This window comes from Halobacillus halophilus, from assembly GCF_020171985.1.
GTDB lineage: Bacteria > Bacillota > Bacilli > Bacillales > Halobacillaceae > Halobacillus > Halobacillus halophilus_A.
Genome location: NZ_JAIVAL010000001.1, coordinates 160,737 through 175,105 on the forward strand (window position 1 = coordinate 160,737; position 14,369 = coordinate 175,105).

Annotated in this window: 14 protein-coding genes; all 14 read left to right on the forward strand. The window is 39.8% G+C overall.

What is annotated here, in order from left to right; all coding sequences use genetic code 11:
• Positions 1 to 4: 4 nt before the first annotated feature.
• Positions 5 to 1,090: a flagellar biosynthesis protein FlhB gene (flhB, locus tag LCM11_RS00825; protein ID WP_224892406.1), complete on the forward strand. Its 1,086-nt coding sequence runs from the start codon at positions 5 to 7 to the stop codon at positions 1,088 to 1,090.
• Positions 1,091 to 1,108: 18 nt separating this feature from the next.
• On the forward strand, positions 1,109 to 3,142 hold the full coding sequence (gene flhA / locus LCM11_RS00830) for a flagellar biosynthesis protein FlhA (protein ID WP_224892407.1): 2,034 nt from the start codon (positions 1,109 to 1,111) through the stop codon (positions 3,140 to 3,142).
• A complete protein-coding gene (gene flhF, locus LCM11_RS00835; protein WP_224892408.1) occupies positions 3,139 to 4,248 on the forward strand; it encodes a flagellar biosynthesis protein FlhF in 1,110 nt (369 codons plus the stop codon). The genes flhA and flhF overlap by 4 nt, the downstream gene beginning before the upstream one ends.
• Positions 4,241 to 5,128 (forward strand): AAA family ATPase, encoded by an 888-nt coding sequence (locus LCM11_RS00840; protein ID WP_224892409.1) that lies wholly within the window; start codon positions 4,241 to 4,243, stop codon positions 5,126 to 5,128. The genes flhF and LCM11_RS00840 overlap by 8 nt, the downstream gene beginning before the upstream one ends.
• A 92-nt stretch (positions 5,129 to 5,220) precedes the next feature.
• On the forward strand, positions 5,221 to 7,233 hold the full coding sequence (locus LCM11_RS00845) for a chemotaxis protein CheA (RefSeq protein WP_224892410.1): 2,013 nt from the start codon (positions 5,221 to 5,223) through the stop codon (positions 7,231 to 7,233).
• A gap of 13 nt (positions 7,234 to 7,246) precedes the next feature.
• The gene (locus LCM11_RS00850) at positions 7,247 to 7,714 is read left to right on the forward strand and encodes a chemotaxis protein CheW (protein ID WP_224892411.1); all 468 of its coding nucleotides are present in this window, start codon (positions 7,247 to 7,249) and stop codon (positions 7,712 to 7,714) included.
• The gene (locus tag LCM11_RS00855; RefSeq protein WP_224892412.1) at positions 7,711 to 8,352 is read left to right on the forward strand and encodes a chemotaxis protein CheC; all 642 of its coding nucleotides are present in this window, start codon (positions 7,711 to 7,713) and stop codon (positions 8,350 to 8,352) included. Before LCM11_RS00850 ends, LCM11_RS00855 begins: the two co-directional genes overlap by 4 nt.
• A complete protein-coding gene (locus LCM11_RS00860) occupies positions 8,345 to 8,842 on the forward strand; it encodes a chemotaxis protein CheD (RefSeq protein WP_224892413.1) in 498 nt (165 codons plus the stop codon). Before LCM11_RS00855 ends, LCM11_RS00860 begins: the two co-directional genes overlap by 8 nt.
• 305 nt (positions 8,843 to 9,147) lie before the next feature.
• Positions 9,148 to 9,924 (forward strand): FliA/WhiG family RNA polymerase sigma factor, encoded by a 777-nt coding sequence (locus LCM11_RS00865; RefSeq protein WP_224892414.1) that lies wholly within the window; start codon positions 9,148 to 9,150, stop codon positions 9,922 to 9,924.
• A gap of 482 nt (positions 9,925 to 10,406) precedes the next feature.
• Entirely contained in the window at positions 10,407 to 10,886 is a 480-nt protein-coding gene (locus LCM11_RS00870) for a DUF6115 domain-containing protein (protein WP_224892415.1), read from the forward strand.
• Between the two features lie 160 nt (positions 10,887 to 11,046).
• On the forward strand, positions 11,047 to 11,784 hold the full coding sequence (gene rpsB, locus LCM11_RS00875) for a 30S ribosomal protein S2 (protein WP_224892416.1): 738 nt from the start codon (positions 11,047 to 11,049) through the stop codon (positions 11,782 to 11,784).
• A gap of 127 nt (positions 11,785 to 11,911) precedes the next feature.
• Positions 11,912 to 12,796 carry a translation elongation factor Ts gene (gene tsf, locus LCM11_RS00880; protein ID WP_224892417.1) on the forward strand — a complete coding sequence of 295 codons (885 nt, stop codon included), beginning with the start codon at positions 11,912 to 11,914 and terminating at the stop codon, positions 12,794 to 12,796.
• A 115-nt stretch (positions 12,797 to 12,911) separates the two neighbouring features.
• A complete protein-coding gene (pyrH, locus tag LCM11_RS00885; RefSeq protein ID WP_224892418.1) occupies positions 12,912 to 13,634 on the forward strand; it encodes a UMP kinase in 723 nt (240 codons plus the stop codon).
• A gap of 2 nt (positions 13,635 to 13,636) precedes the next feature.
• Positions 13,637 to 14,194 carry a ribosome recycling factor gene (gene frr / locus LCM11_RS00890; RefSeq protein WP_224892419.1) on the forward strand — a complete coding sequence of 186 codons (558 nt, stop codon included), beginning with the start codon at positions 13,637 to 13,639 and terminating at the stop codon, positions 14,192 to 14,194.
• Positions 14,195 to 14,369: the final 175 nt, after the last annotated feature.

Below are 14,369 nucleotides of genomic sequence, written 5' to 3' on the forward strand. Positions count from 1 at the left end.
GCTTATGCATTTCTTACATTTAGACCTGCAGTTCTTTGCTGCAGATGAAAAAACAGAAAAAGCCACGCCTAAGAAAAGACAGGATAGCCGAAAAAAAGGCCAGGTCCCCAAAAGCCAGGATGTGAATACAGGTTTTCTTCTATTAATGGTATTTGGCGCCCTGTTTTTACTGGGCGGCCCAATGAAGTCAACCATGACCGGAATGTATGAACATGCGTTTCAAGAATATATCCACTGGAATGTAACTGAAATGCAAGTTCATACGATTTTTGTTGAAATGACTTGGGAGATTAGTAAGGTTATTGCTCCCATAATGGCTGTGGCTGTTGTAGCAGGTGTAGCGTCTAATCTGTTACAGGTAGGCATTATGTTTACTGGTGAACCATTAAAAGTGGATTTAAAAAAACTTGATCCAATTCAGGGAGCAAAAAAAATATTCTCTGCCCGTGCTCTCGTCGAATTGGTAAAGTCTTTGCTGAAAATTGCCATAGTGGGTTCTATAACTTTTGCAATTATCTGGGTTAACAAAGATGAAATGATGCTGATGTCCCAGAAATCCGTACAGGCAGCTCTTGCTTTTTTTGGTAACACTACTATTCTAATGGGACTTGCTTCAGCACTCGCCCTGCTTATTCTCTCCGTTATCGATTATACATATCAGCGCTACGATCATGAGAAAAATATACGGATGTCTAAAAAAGACATTAAAGATGAACACAAGAACATGGAAGGGGATCCGCAGTTTAAAGCAAAAATCAAAGAGAAGCAGCGGCAGATGTCGGCTTCCCGCATGATGAGTGAAGTCCCTGATGCGGATGTTGTCATCACGAACCCTACCCATTATGCAATTGCTGTAAAGTACAGGGAGGATCAGGGTGATGCGCCCTATGTTGTAGCTAAAGGGGTTGACTTTATCGCTTTAAAGATTAAAGAAGTAGCTAAAGCAAACAACGTAGTTACCGTGGAAAATCGTACCCTGGCAAGAGCTTTGTATAAAGACACTGAAATCGATCAGCCTATCGATGAGCAGTTCTACAAGGCAGTAGCAGAGATTCTTGCTTACGTGTATCAATTGGAGAAAAAAATTTAAAGAAAAGGAGGTCCACTAATGTCAGCAAGAGATTTATCCGTTTTATTAGGCGTGATCCTGATTATCGTTATGCTGGTTATTCCGCTTCCTGGGTGGCTCCTTAGTTTTTTTATTCTCATTAATATAACGCTTGCTCTAATTGTCATTCTAGTTTCAATGAATATGGAAGAAGCGCTCCAATTTGCTGTTTTTCCAACCCTGTTATTATTACTGACGTTATTTCGGCTTGGATTAAATGTGTCAACCACCCGTTCCATTCTGTCTGAAGCCGAAGCAGGGGGAGTCATAGCTACATTTGGAACTTTCGTTATCGGCGGAAATCCTTTGGTTGGATTTGTTGTCTTCGTCATTCTGGTGATTATTCAATTTCTTGTGATCACTAAGGGGGCAGAGCGTGTATCTGAAGTAGCCGCACGGTTTACTTTAGATGCTATGCCCGGAAAACAGATGAGTATAGATGCTGATTTGAATGCAGGTATGATTAATGAACATCAAGCTAAAGAGCGCAGAGAAAAAATTGAAAACGAGTCTGATTTTTATGGAGCGATGGACGGAGCAAGTAAATTTGTTAAAGGAGATGCAATAGCCGGGATTATCATTGTACTTATTAATATAGTTTTCGGTTTAATTATAGGAATGGTCCAGATGGGCATGTCCTTCAATGAAGCTATTGATACCTATATGCGATTAACCGTCGGGGATGGTCTTGTCAGTCAAATACCTGCCCTGCTTATATCTACTGCTACCGGAATCGTAGTAACACGTGTAGCTTCTCAGGGTAATTTAAGTACAGATATAACTAGTCAGCTGCTCCGTTACCCTAAACTGCTATATATAGCTGCTGGAACAATTTTTCTATTAGGTTTAACTCCAATTCCATTTTTGCTTACAACTCTCATAGCTTCCGTGTTAGGATTTGGGGCTTACTGGCTTTCTAGAGAAGTGGAGGAACCAGTTGAAAGTGAGCCTGAACAACTGGATGAAACGGAAAGTGATCAAATGAAATCCCCCGAAAATGTGGTTAATTTAATAAGTATGGATCCGATTGAGTTCGAATTCGGGTATGCGCTTATTCCCATCGCTGATTCTAATCAGGGAGGGGATTTATTAGACCGGATCGTCATGATTCGAAGGCAGTTAGCCATTGAATTAGGAATTGTCATCCCTGTAGTAAGAATCAGAGACAATATCCAGCTGCATCCAAATGAATATCGGTTAAAGATAAAAGGAAATGAGACAGCACGTGGTGAGATTCTGCTTGACCATTATTTAGCCATGAGCCCTGGAGACGAAGATGAGGAGTTAGAAGGAATCGAAACGCAGGAACCTGCCTTCGGTTTACCGGCCAAATGGATTACTGAGGATCAAAAAGATGAAGCTGAATTATCTGGATACACCGTAGTTGATCCTCCATCTATTGTATCCACTCATATTACTGAGGTTATAAAACAGCATGCCCATTCTCTCCTTGGACGTCAAGAAACACAGCAGTTGATTGATCATTTGAAAGAATCCTATCCAATTCTGGTTGCCGAAGTTACACCAGAGCCTTTATCAGTTGGCGATGTCCAAAAGGTATTGGCAAAGCTTTTGCGTGAGAACGTGTCCATTAATAATTTACCCGTGATTTTCGAAACGCTGGCTGACTTCGGCAGAATGACAACCGATACGGATCTGCTTGCTGAATATGCGAGACAATCATTAGCTGCTCAGCTCACCCGTCAATATATGAAAGAAGACCAAAGTGTTAAAGTCATCACCGTATCCGGTAAGGTAGAGAAAATAATTGCAGACAACATTCAACAAACAGAACATGGCAGTTATCTGGCACTGGATCCAGAAAGTCAGCAGTCTATTATTAGTGCCGTGGCAGCTCAGGTTGAACAAGTTTCACTTCAGGAAGAAACAGCGGTTTTGCTGTGTTCGCCGGCTGTTCGCATGTACATCAAACAGCTGCTGGAACGATTCTTACCACAAGTAGTTGTATTATCTTATAACGAATTAGAACCAACCGTTGAAGTTCAAAGTGTAGGAGTAGTGAATGTCGCATGAAGGTGAAAAAGTTTCAGGCTGTTACCATGGCGGACGTCATGAAAAAGGTGAAAAGTGAATTAGGAACCGAAGCGGTGGTTTTGAATACAAAAACCGTAAAAGCAAGGGGATTATTCAGAAGATTCAAGAAGGATCTTATTGAAGTTATTGCAGCCGTAGATCCGCCCGCACCGGTCCAGAGGAAGGTGAAGTCTTCCAAAAGCACGAAGGCATTAAGCTCTAATGAATCGGCACCATTATCAAATGAAGCGATTATGAACGAGTTGAGGCAGCTCCGCTCGATGATGGAATCTAAGAATGACCACTCACCGGGTACTGGTAAGTTCTCAGCCTGGTATGAACATCTAATTGCGCAAGAACTAGATCCTGATCTTGCTAGAAGTATTGTGCAGAGTATCGACCAGAAAAAATGGCCCGACAATACAGGTCAAAAGGAAGGGATGGAAAGGTTATTAACGGCCCAGATCAAAAAGCATCTGAATCCATATCCTTTTGGACATAAACATTTGAGTAATACATTTGTGCATTTAGTAGGACCTACCGGGGTTGGAAAAACAACAACTGCAGCTAAATTAGCGGCGGATGCTGTTTTGAATCAAAAATTAAACGTTGCCTTTATTACCACGGATACATACCGGATTGCGGCAATTGATCAATTGAAAACCTATGCGAAAATACTGAACGTTCCGCTTGAAGTAGCTTACAACCTCGAAGACTATGAACAAGCAATAGAAAAGTATAAAGATTTTGATCTTGTATTAGTGGATACTGCAGGGCGTAATTACTTGCAGACATCTTATATCGAAGAATTAAACCAGCTACTAAAATTTGATGATACTTCCGAAACTTTTTTAGTATTATCGCTAACAAGTAAATATCCTGATATGAATAGCATTTATGAGAAGTTTCAGGATATTCCAATTAGCAAAATAATTTTTACAAAAGAGGACGAAACCTCTACGTATGGAAGTGCAATTAACTTGTTGGTTCGCCACAAACTTGGTGTTGCTTACTTAACGAATGGGCAAAATGTTCCAGACGACATTGAAGAAGCTTCGCCTGAGATTATGGCTCGGAAAGTTACAGAGGGATACCCTCATGCATGACCAAGCTGAACAATTAAGGCTGCGTATGATGGGGAACCGGGCTGTGGATTCTAAAGCACGGACCATTGCTATTGCAAGCGGAATAGAAGGAGAAGGAAAATCCACCTTCGTTGTTAACTTTGGCATTAAACTTATGGAACAGAATAATCGTGTCTTAATTTTTGATTTAGATGCTGGTAAGAGGACAATAAGCCGATTATTAGAAGTCTGTGCTTCACACTCATTGGTCCATCTTTTTTCTGGAGGAAAAACCATTCATGATATTATCGAGCAGTCTCCATCATCTTTATCTTATCTCGCCGGAGGGACTGGGTTCGAAATGTTTTCAAAGCTTGATGAATGGAAGTTTCAATATTTTCAATCTCAGTTTGAAGAGTTAAACAGGAGCTATGATTACATTCTATTTAATATGAGCTCAAGTGTAGAGGAGAATTGCACAGGATTTATGACTTCTGTTCATGAAGCAATTATTGTAACTACACTATCTTCCGCTTCCATTACACGGGCATATAGACTTGTTAAAGGTTTACTAACCAAGGAAAAGAAGTTTCCGATTTCGATACTCCATAATCGTTTGTCTATGGAAAGGAAGAAGGAAGATACGATCTTCCGTCTTCAAGAAGTCATTCACCGTCAGTTTAAGACTCAAGTTCAATATTTAGGGTCCATACCTGAGGATCGTGCAGTTATCCAATCAATAATTCAAAGGAAACCTTTTACGATTCAGTTTCCTGATGCTCAGGCAAGTAAAGCTATTAGTATTATAGTTTGTCACTTTATTAAACTATCTGAAAATACACTTGCCCCTCAAGAATTTGTATGTAAATTGAGAAGGTTGATTAGTGAAGAGCAAGACGATGAAAAAATAAAAGTTAGGTAGTGGATATTCGGTATTTGTGAGGTCTTTATTCCTTTGTCATAAATTGGCAGTAGTATAATAAAAGCTCTTAGATTAAAGAGGGGGGAAGATAAATGGATAATAACCCATACCTAGAAGTTTTTATAGATGAAAGTAAAGAGCATCTTCAATCGATGAATGATTATCTATTATGGTTAGAGAAAAACCCTGAAGATTTGTCCATCGTTAATGAAATATTCAGATCGGCTCATACTCTGAAAGGTATGTCAGCCACAATGGGGTATCAGGATCTATCTAAGTTAACTCATCAGATGGAAAACGTTCTGGATGGGGTGCGTAATGAACGAATTAAAGTAGATGCTGAGATGTTAGATATCGTATTCGACTCAGTGGATGATTTAGAAGCGATGGTTATGGATATAGCAACTGGTGGAGCTGGAAATAGAGAGGTTAAACAGGTTGTGAAGATGCTCGAAGGTATTGAAACAGGTGAAGAATCGACAACTTTTGCTTTGGAACCAGACCATACGGCGAACACATCGGTAAGTTTATCTATAGACGAATTTACCCGGACCATTTTAGAGCAGTCTAAAGAGCAAGGTCAGCAAAATTATCGGGTCGAAGTTACTTTAAGAGAGAATTGCCTATTGAAGGCAGCTCGAGTCTATATGGTTTTTGAGGTGCTTGAACAATTAGGAGAAGTTATTCTTTCTGTACCAACTGTGGAGCAGTTGGAGAACGAAGAATTTGAACAAAGTTTTATAGTTCTATTAGTGACAACTTCCGACATGGAAGAAGTAGAAAAAAAGATACATAAAGTTTCGGAAATAGATAGAGTTGCGGTCGCTGAATTCCTGATTGATTCACGCTCAACTGAATTATCCTCTCCGGAAGAGAATAACTCCTCAGAACTTGTGAGCAACAACAGGAAATCTGAAGAGGAAACAGCTTCAGAAAAAACAAACCATAAGCAGACTGGTAATAAAACGATCCGTATAAATATAGATCGTTTGGATGCACTGATGAACTTGTTCGAGGAACTTGTGATTGATAAAGGAAGACTGGAACAAATTTCTAGTGAATTGAATGATGCTGCCCTTCAGGAAACAGTGGAACACATGTCGAGGATTTCAGGAGATTTGCAAAGCATTATTCTTAATATGAGGATGGTGCCGATGGAACAAGTGTTTAACCGGTTCCCTCGTATGGTGCGGCAGCTTTCAAGAGATCTAAATAAACAAGTAAGCTTGAGTATAGTTGGGGCAGAAACAGAACTTGATCGAACGGTTATCGATGAAATTGGAGATCCTCTTGTTCATTTAATTCGCAATGCTCTTGATCATGGAATAGAAAGTCCAGATGAAAGAGAAAGAAAAGGAAAAAATCCTTCTGGGAAACTGGAGTTGAAAGCTTTTCATAGCGGCAACCATGTGTATATAGAGATAGCAGATGACGGTGCAGGGATTAACCGGGATAAGGTCATTCGAAAGGCAGTAAGTAACCACGTCGTTACTGAAAACCAATCCCTAAACATGAGCAATAATCAGGTTTATGAATTAATAATGGAAAGTGGATTTTCGACCGCCGATGAAGTTTCTGATGTTTCCGGCCGAGGGGTGGGAATGGACGTAGTTAAAAGTACGATCGAATCGCTGGGTGGTACCATTACGATAGATTCTGAACTTGACCGTGGCAGTACTTTTTCCGTGCAGCTTCCTCTTACCCTATCCATTATATCTGTCATGCTTGTAGAAGTTCAGAAGGAGAAGTTTGCGATTCCAATTAGTTCGATAATGGAGACGGCTATTGTTAAGAAAGAAGATGTTATGTCAGCTCATAGAAAACAAGTGATCGACTTTAGAGGGAAAGTAGTTCCACTTGTCTTTTTAAAAGAGGTGTTAGAAGTACCTTCATCACATCAAGAAGATGAATATTTCTCTCTGGTGATTATTAGGGAGAAAGATAAAATGGCAGGACTTGTAGTAGATTCATTTATTGGACAGCAAGAAGTCGTTTTAAAATCTCTTGGTAATTATTTGAGCGGGACCTACGCGATTTCAGGAGCTACCATCTTAGGGGACGGGCAAGTAGCGTTAATTCTTGATAGTCATGCACTTATTCATTAGAGGAGGAATGAGAATGGAAGAACGGAATTCGTTTTTAAAGGTAATTGTCTTTCAGTTAAATGGGAAAGAATATACAATTCCTGTTCATCAAGTAGGTTCCATTGAGAGGGTCATGCCGATTACCAGGGTTCCTGGAACGGCTCCGTTTGTAAAAGGAGTGATTAACTTAAGAGGGATAGTTACTCCAATAGTAGACCTGCGTGAAAGATTAGGAATAGACGCTGCCAGAGTAAATGAGCAAACCAGGATTATTACAGCCAAAGTAGCTGATATGGCTGTTGGATTAATCGTGGATGGAGCTAATGACCTTCTCGACATCAACAAAGAAGTAATTGAACCTTCTCCTGAAGCGGTAGGAACTGAAAATTTAGAAGTTGTACAGGGAGTCGTCCACCTTGAACGAAGGTTGCTGGTTCTTTTGAATCTTGAAAAGGTGCTGTCTATTGATGATGTAGATGACCTGAAAAAGGTAAAACTATGACATTCAGTGATCAATTCTCAGATGTTCAATTAGACGTACTGAAGGAAGTGGGCAACATCGGAGCTGGACACGCGGCTACTGCTCTTTCTCATTTACTTGAACGTAAAATCGAAATGTTTGTGCCCTCAGTTCAATTGGCAGACTTTGACGAAGTGGTGGAACTTTCTGGGAGTGCAGAAGAGGTTGTTGTCAGTGTGTTTTTAAAAATAGAAGGCGATGCGCCAGGAGGAATGTTTTTCATTCTGCCTCCCGTTCAAGCTGAACGTTTTGTGAGAATCATGACTGGAGATGACTCTTTTACTATTCATCATTCTGACTCTATGGAAATTGGTGTATCAGCTCTTAAAGAATTAGGGAATATTCTATCTGGATCTTACCTTACAGCCTTAGCAGATTTCACGCAATTGACGCTTTACCCCTCTGTTCCTTCACTAAATATAGATATGGCAGGCGCTATCTTAAGTTTTGGGTTACTGGAACTATCAGTAGTCAGTGATCAGGGCATTGTAATCGAGACTTGTCTGAGAGACCCATCTGATGAGACTAAAGAATCTGTAGAAGGGCACTTCTTCTTATTTCCGGACCCTGATTCATATGGTACGTTGTTTAAAGCCCTTGGAGTATCAGCTTATGACTAAGATGATCCAAATGATTAAAGTGGGAATTGCTGATCTAAAAGTAACAAAAAGCTCAGAAAAACTTCGCACCTCAGGGCTCGGTTCGTGCGTAGGTATCGTACTCTATGATGGATCCCTTCAGGCTGCAGGCATGGCTCATATTATGCTTCCTGATTCTTCATTAGCCAGAAAGGGAGAGTTTAATCGATCTAAATATGCGGATACAGCTATAGAAGATCTTTTTATTAAATTACGTCGAGCAGGGGCTGACAGCTTTCGGTTAAAAGCAAAAATTGCAGGAGGAGCCCAAATGTTTCAATTTACACCTGCAAGTGAAATGATGAGGATAGGTCCCAGGAATGTTGAGGCTGTAACGAAAAAGCTTACAAGTTTGCGTATACCTATCGAAGCTCAGGATGTAGGAGGACAAAGTGGCAGAACCATTGAATTTAATCCACTTACTTCAAATCTTCATATAAAAACAGTTAATAAGGAAGAAATAATTATTTAATAAGTGGCTCTATTAACTGAAATGTACAGCTAGCAATTTTATAACTCTCGTTCCCACTCGTCTATTCTATGGGAAACCACTCACGTTTCTTGCGGTCCAAGTTCTTCTATGTCTTCAACGGTTGTTAAAAATAAGATAAGTAAAGGGGTATAAAGTAGCTGACTGCCAAAGCTCTGCAGGTTTCAGTTAGGAAATAGAGCAAAAGTGTTTTTTCAAAAGGAATTTAAGAAACACTCAAATACGTTTAAAAGAAGTTAAAAACACAGGATAAGTGATTGATTATAAAAAGAGCAGGGAGGGTTATCATGGCACACTGTTCATCTCTTCAAGAAGAAAGACTATGGGAATTATGGACAACCAATAAAAATGGGGAAGCTGCTAATCAATTAGTTCAGCTTTATGATTATTTAGTCAGCTACCATGTGCAGAGAATATCTGCCCACTTACCCAAAAGCGTGAGTAAGGACGATGTCAGAAGCTTAGGCATGCTCGGATTATATGATGCCCTTAAGAAATTCGATACTACAAGAGATTTAAAATTTGATACATATGCCTCTTTCAGAATCCGCGGTTCTATTATGGATGGTCTAAGAAAAGAAGACTGGCTGCCACGCTCGGTACGGGATCGGGCAAAAAAGATTGAGCAGGTAACTGAAAAATTAGAGCAGCGTATTCAGCGGCCGGTTACTTCGGCGGAAGTTGGAAAAGAATTAAACATGACAGCGGCAGAAGTGGAAGAAACGGTAAAGGATTCTTTATATGCCAATGTTCTTTCAATGGAAGAAAGATCTAAAGATGGTGGTGAGGAGCATAAAGAAGGAATTGGTTACTCGATCCCTGATGAACAGACAATGACACCTTCTGCTTCAATGATCCAAGGCGAGAACTACCAGGAGCTTGCGGCTCAAATTGAAAAGCTTAATGAGAAGGAACAATTGGTGATAAGTTTATTTTACAATGAGGAGCTTACCTTGACGGAAATTGGTGAAGTACTTAACTTAACTACTTCAAGAATCTCTCAAATACACGCAAAGGCAATATTTAAGCTGAAATCAGCATTAAGCGATATGATGAACTATTAATACGATGTTAAAGTGGGCAAAATAAGAGAACAGAATGAAAGTATCTGTTTCACACGTTAAGATAGAAGCTTACATAAAAATATTAGATTTTCACCCAGGTAAAGTCCATTGAGAAATACCCTTCTTCTATTGAAAGAAAAAATATCTCTTTTTGTATAATGGGAACGACTCTTAGCAGTTTGAATAGAAATGTTGAAGAGAAGAGAAAAAATTATCTAGTTAGATAAGCATAAAAAACAGTCTACAATTAAAGTTTTAAAGAAGCCATGACGCAGTCAGAACGTTAACTCTTTGATAACGGTACGGTTAGAATCTGGGCTTTATGAATTCCGGGTTAAATGTATCTGCATCATGGTAGTAAATATAATTTATATTGGCGAAAATAGTTTTTTATCCAGGAGATTCAACTCGCGGGTTCATAAATAATTAAAACAAACGAAAAGGTTTTACGGACCAATCGTGTTCAGCAGGTGAAAATCATAATGTCCACATTCTTATTAGTCATCAGCTTTATTATTGACGGGGTCATCATACTTGCTCTTTTAACGATCTCGAACAGAGTGAAAAAAAACGAAGAGCTTGAAATGCGCCAGGAGGAAGTAGCAAGAGAAATTGAAGATATGTTTACTTCATATTTAATGGAAATTAAAGAAGAGAACAAACGAATGAGCAGTTGGCTTCAGCCCGAAAATCACTCAACAAATGAACAAGCAGCAGAAGGTGAAAAGGCAATTGTCGAAGAATTTGAATCTCCTAAGCATTATAAAGTTAAATCTTCAGAAGAGCACACTACTTATTCACCGCCGCTTTCAAACATGCAGAGAGACTTTTTTGAACGAAGCGACAACTCCCGAATTTTAGAATTAAGAAGGATGGGATATTCTGCAGAGGAGATCGCGAAGAAATTAGACAGAGGGAAAACAGAAATTGAACTATTTATTAAGTTTAATCAAAAACATTAGGTGAAAAACTTGATAGAGCCACGGTGGTATGGTATATTTACTGTCGGTGTCAATACACACGTCTTTGGATTCTTTTATAGGTTGCTCTTACAATAGAGTTTGTAAAAGAAAATGATATAGGCGGAGGATACTAAAAATAAACCAAACAGGAGGAACAATTATGTCTGTAATTTCTATGAAACAGCTTTTAGAAGCTGGTGTTCATTTTGGACACCAAACCCGTCGCTGGAACCCGAAGATGAAAAAATATATCTTCACGGAGCGTAACGGAATTTATATCATCGACCTTCAGAAAACCGTTAAGAAGGTAGATGAAGCATTTAATTATGTAAAAGATGTAGCCGCTGATGGTGGAAACATTCTTTTCGTAGGTACAAAAAAACAAGCCCAGGATACTGTACGTGACGAAGCTACTCGTTGCGGCATGTATTACATCAACCAGCGTTGGTTGGGCGGAACTCTTACAAACTTCGAAACAATCCGTAAGCGTATCAATCGTTTGAAAGATATTGAGCGCATGGAAGAGGACGGTACAACAGATGTACTTCCTAAAAAAGAAGTTGTTGACATGCTTAAAGAAAAAGATCGTCTAGTTAAATTCCTAGGTGGTATTAAAGAAATGAAGAGTCTTCCAGATGCAATGTTTGTCATTGACCCTCGTAAAGAGCGTATTGCAATTGCGGAAGCTCATAAATTGGACATTCCTGTTGTAGGAATTGTTGACACAAACTGTGATCCGGACGAAATCGATTACGTTATCCCAGCAAACGATGACGCAATCCGTGCCGTTAAACTGCTTACTTCTAAAATGGCAGATGCTGTCCTTGAAGCTAAGCAAGGGGAAGAAACTGAAGTTACAGAAGAAGTAGAAGCTCAAGTAGAAGCTGCTAAAGAGTAATGAAGTTTCAGGAGGTGATAAGGGGGATTTCCTTTTATCACCTTTTTTAAAGAAGAAATGCACCTGGACTTCGGTACAAGGTGCTAAAACATAATAATATTAGTTCAACTCATAAGGAGGCTTTACAATGGCTGTAAACGCTAAAATGGTAAAAGAACTTCGTGAAAAAACTGGTGCTGGAATGATGGATTGTAAGAAAGCACTAACTGAAACAGACGGAAACATGGAAGAAGCAATGGCTTGGCTTCGTGAAAAAGGAATTTCCAAAGCACAGAAAAAAGCAGACCGTGTAGCTGCTGAAGGTGCTGCTGCAATTGAAATCTCTGGTAACACAGCTGTTCTTTTCGAAGTAAACTGTGAAACAGATTTCGTAACAAAAAATGACCAGTTTAAAAAATTGCTTCAAGAACTTGGACAACACCTTGTGAATCAAAAGCCTGCAACAGTTGAAGAAGCTCTAGAGCAGAAACTTCACGGTGAAGGCGAAGTACTAAGCAGCTATATTACAGATGTAGTAGCTAAAATTGGTGAGAAAATATCCCTGCGCCGCTTCTCTATCCAGGAGAAAACTGATAATGACGCTTTTGGCGCTTATCTTCACATGGGCGGTAACATCGGTGTTCTTACTGTACTTGAAGGTTCTACAGATGAATCTGCAGCAAAAGATGTAGCTATGCACATTGCAGCTGTAAATCCTCGTTATGTTTCTACAGACGCTATTCCTGAAGAAGAAATCAACAGTGAGCGCGAAATGCTCAAAACTCAGGCCCTTAATGAAGGAAAGCCTGAAAATATTGTTGAGAAAATGGTAGAAGGCCGTCTGAATAAATTCTTCCAGGAGATTTGCTTGCTTGAGCAGGACTTTGTTAAAGATCCTGATCAAAAAGTGAAGCAGTTCGTCAAGTCTTCCGGCGGGTCTGTTAATTCTTTCCAACGTTTTGAAGTAGGAGAAGGAATGCAGAAACGTGAAGAAAACTTTGCTGATGAAGTAATGAGCCAAGTTAAAAAATAATGACTGCTGAAGGTAGGGGACACACATGGCGTGTTCCCTATTTTCAAAGGCTACATAACGTTAAAGACTTTGTAGCAGACCAACTTAAACAATAGCAATTACACGGGAGGTTACTATGACTACTGCTCGTTATCGTCGTATTGTACTGAAACTTAGCGGAGAGGCTTTGAGCGGCGAAGCTGGTTTCGGACTAGAACCAAGTATTATCCAATCTGTTTCACGTCAAGTGAAAGAAGTGGCCGAGCTCGGCGTAGAAATTGCCGTGGTTGTCGGTGGCGGCAACATCTGGCGAGGAAAAGTCGGCAGTGAAATGGGGATGGATCGTGCCAATGCCGATTATATGGGAATGCTGGCTACTGTAATGAATTCTCTTGCATTGCAGGACAGTTTAGAGAACCAGGGAATCCCGACCCGTGTTCAAACTTCTATTGAAATGAGACAAGTAGCTGAGCCTTATATTAGACGTAAAGCTATACGTCATTTAGAAAAAAAACGCGTTGTGATTTTTGCGGCAGGAACAGGAAACCCATATTTTTCAACTGATACAACTGCAGCACTTAGAGCAGCCGAAATAGAAGCAGATGTTATTCTTATGGCAAAGAATAATGTAGACGGCGTATACAACGACGATCCTAAGCTGAATGAAGATGCAACGAAATACGACCAGCTCTCCTATATGGATGTTCTAAATGAGGGGCTTGGAGTAATGGACTCAACAGCATCCTCATTATGTATGGACAATGATATTGATTTACTGGTATTCTCTATTATGGAGGAAGGTAATATCAAGAAAGCCGTAATGGGTGAAAATATTGGAACGATTGTAAGGGGGAAATAATCATGTCTAAAGCAGTGATTAATGAGACAAATCAACAAATGGAACAAGCCGTACAAGCTTTCTCTCGTCAGCTTGCTACTGTAAGAGCAGGCCGTGCAAACCCTGCTATTCTGGACAATGTATATGTTGACTATTATGGTGCTGCAACACCTTTGAATCAATTAGCTCAAGTAGGCGCACCAGAGCCACGCTTGTTGGTTATCACTCCGTATGATAAATCAGCAATTGCAGAAATTGAAAAAGCAATTCAAAAAGCAGACCTTGGATTGTCTCCTTCTAGTGACGGTAATGTTGTCCGTATTAACATTCCAGCTTTGACCGAAGAACGCCGTAAGGACTTAGCTAAAGTAGTTGGCAAATATACGGAGGAAGCAAAAGTACAGGTTCGAAACATTCGTCGCGAATCCAATGATCGTTTGAAAAAACTAGAAAAAGATGGAGAACTAACTGAAGATGATCTCCGTTCTTATCATGATGACGTGCAGAAAGCTACAGATAAGCACGTTGAGAAAATCGATCAGTTGGCTAAAACGAAAGAAGAAGAGATCATGGAAGTATAATCTGCTTCATTTTCAGATATGCCAATAGGTATAAAAAGCCGCGCTGTAGATGTTAGGCAGCGCGGCTTTTTGTGTTAAGGCAGCAATTTTGAGGATCAAAAAGCTCTTGTTCCCTAAGCGTTTAAAAAAGAACAAATTTCAGCCTCTACGCTTTCTTTTGCACAGGTCTTTATGT

What these genes read in the sequence shown, in the direction of transcription:
- LCM11_RS00845 (WP_224892410.1), top strand. Translation starts at nt 5,221, where the DNA reads ATGGATAATAACCCATACCTAGAAGTTTTTATAGATGAAAGTAAAGAG.
- LCM11_RS00840 (WP_224892409.1), top strand. Translation starts at nt 4,241, where the DNA reads ATGCATGACCAAGCTGAACAATTAAGGCTGCGTATGATGGGGAACCGG.
- LCM11_RS00860 (WP_224892413.1), top strand. Translation starts at nt 8,345, where the DNA reads ATGACTAAGATGATCCAAATGATTAAAGTGGGAATTGCTGATCTAAAA.
- LCM11_RS00865 (WP_224892414.1), top strand. Translation starts at nt 9,148, where the DNA reads ATGGCACACTGTTCATCTCTTCAAGAAGAAAGACTATGGGAATTATGG.
- LCM11_RS00855 (WP_224892412.1), top strand. Translation starts at nt 7,711, where the DNA reads ATGACATTCAGTGATCAATTCTCAGATGTTCAATTAGACGTACTGAAG.
- flhB (WP_224892406.1), top strand. Translation starts at nt 5, where the DNA reads ATGCATTTCTTACATTTAGACCTGCAGTTCTTTGCTGCAGATGAAAAA.
- LCM11_RS00870 (WP_224892415.1), top strand. Translation starts at nt 10,407, where the DNA reads ATGTCCACATTCTTATTAGTCATCAGCTTTATTATTGACGGGGTCATC.
- flhF (WP_224892408.1), top strand. Translation starts at nt 3,139, where the DNA reads ATGAAGGTGAAAAAGTTTCAGGCTGTTACCATGGCGGACGTCATGAAA.
- LCM11_RS00850 (WP_224892411.1), top strand. Translation starts at nt 7,247, where the DNA reads ATGGAAGAACGGAATTCGTTTTTAAAGGTAATTGTCTTTCAGTTAAAT.
- tsf (WP_224892417.1), top strand. Translation starts at nt 11,912, where the DNA reads ATGGCTGTAAACGCTAAAATGGTAAAAGAACTTCGTGAAAAAACTGGT.
- flhA (WP_224892407.1), top strand. Translation starts at nt 1,109, where the DNA reads ATGTCAGCAAGAGATTTATCCGTTTTATTAGGCGTGATCCTGATTATC.
- pyrH (WP_224892418.1), top strand. Translation starts at nt 12,912, where the DNA reads ATGACTACTGCTCGTTATCGTCGTATTGTACTGAAACTTAGCGGAGAG.
- frr (WP_224892419.1), top strand. Translation starts at nt 13,637, where the DNA reads ATGTCTAAAGCAGTGATTAATGAGACAAATCAACAAATGGAACAAGCC.
- rpsB (WP_224892416.1), top strand. Translation starts at nt 11,047, where the DNA reads ATGTCTGTAATTTCTATGAAACAGCTTTTAGAAGCTGGTGTTCATTTT.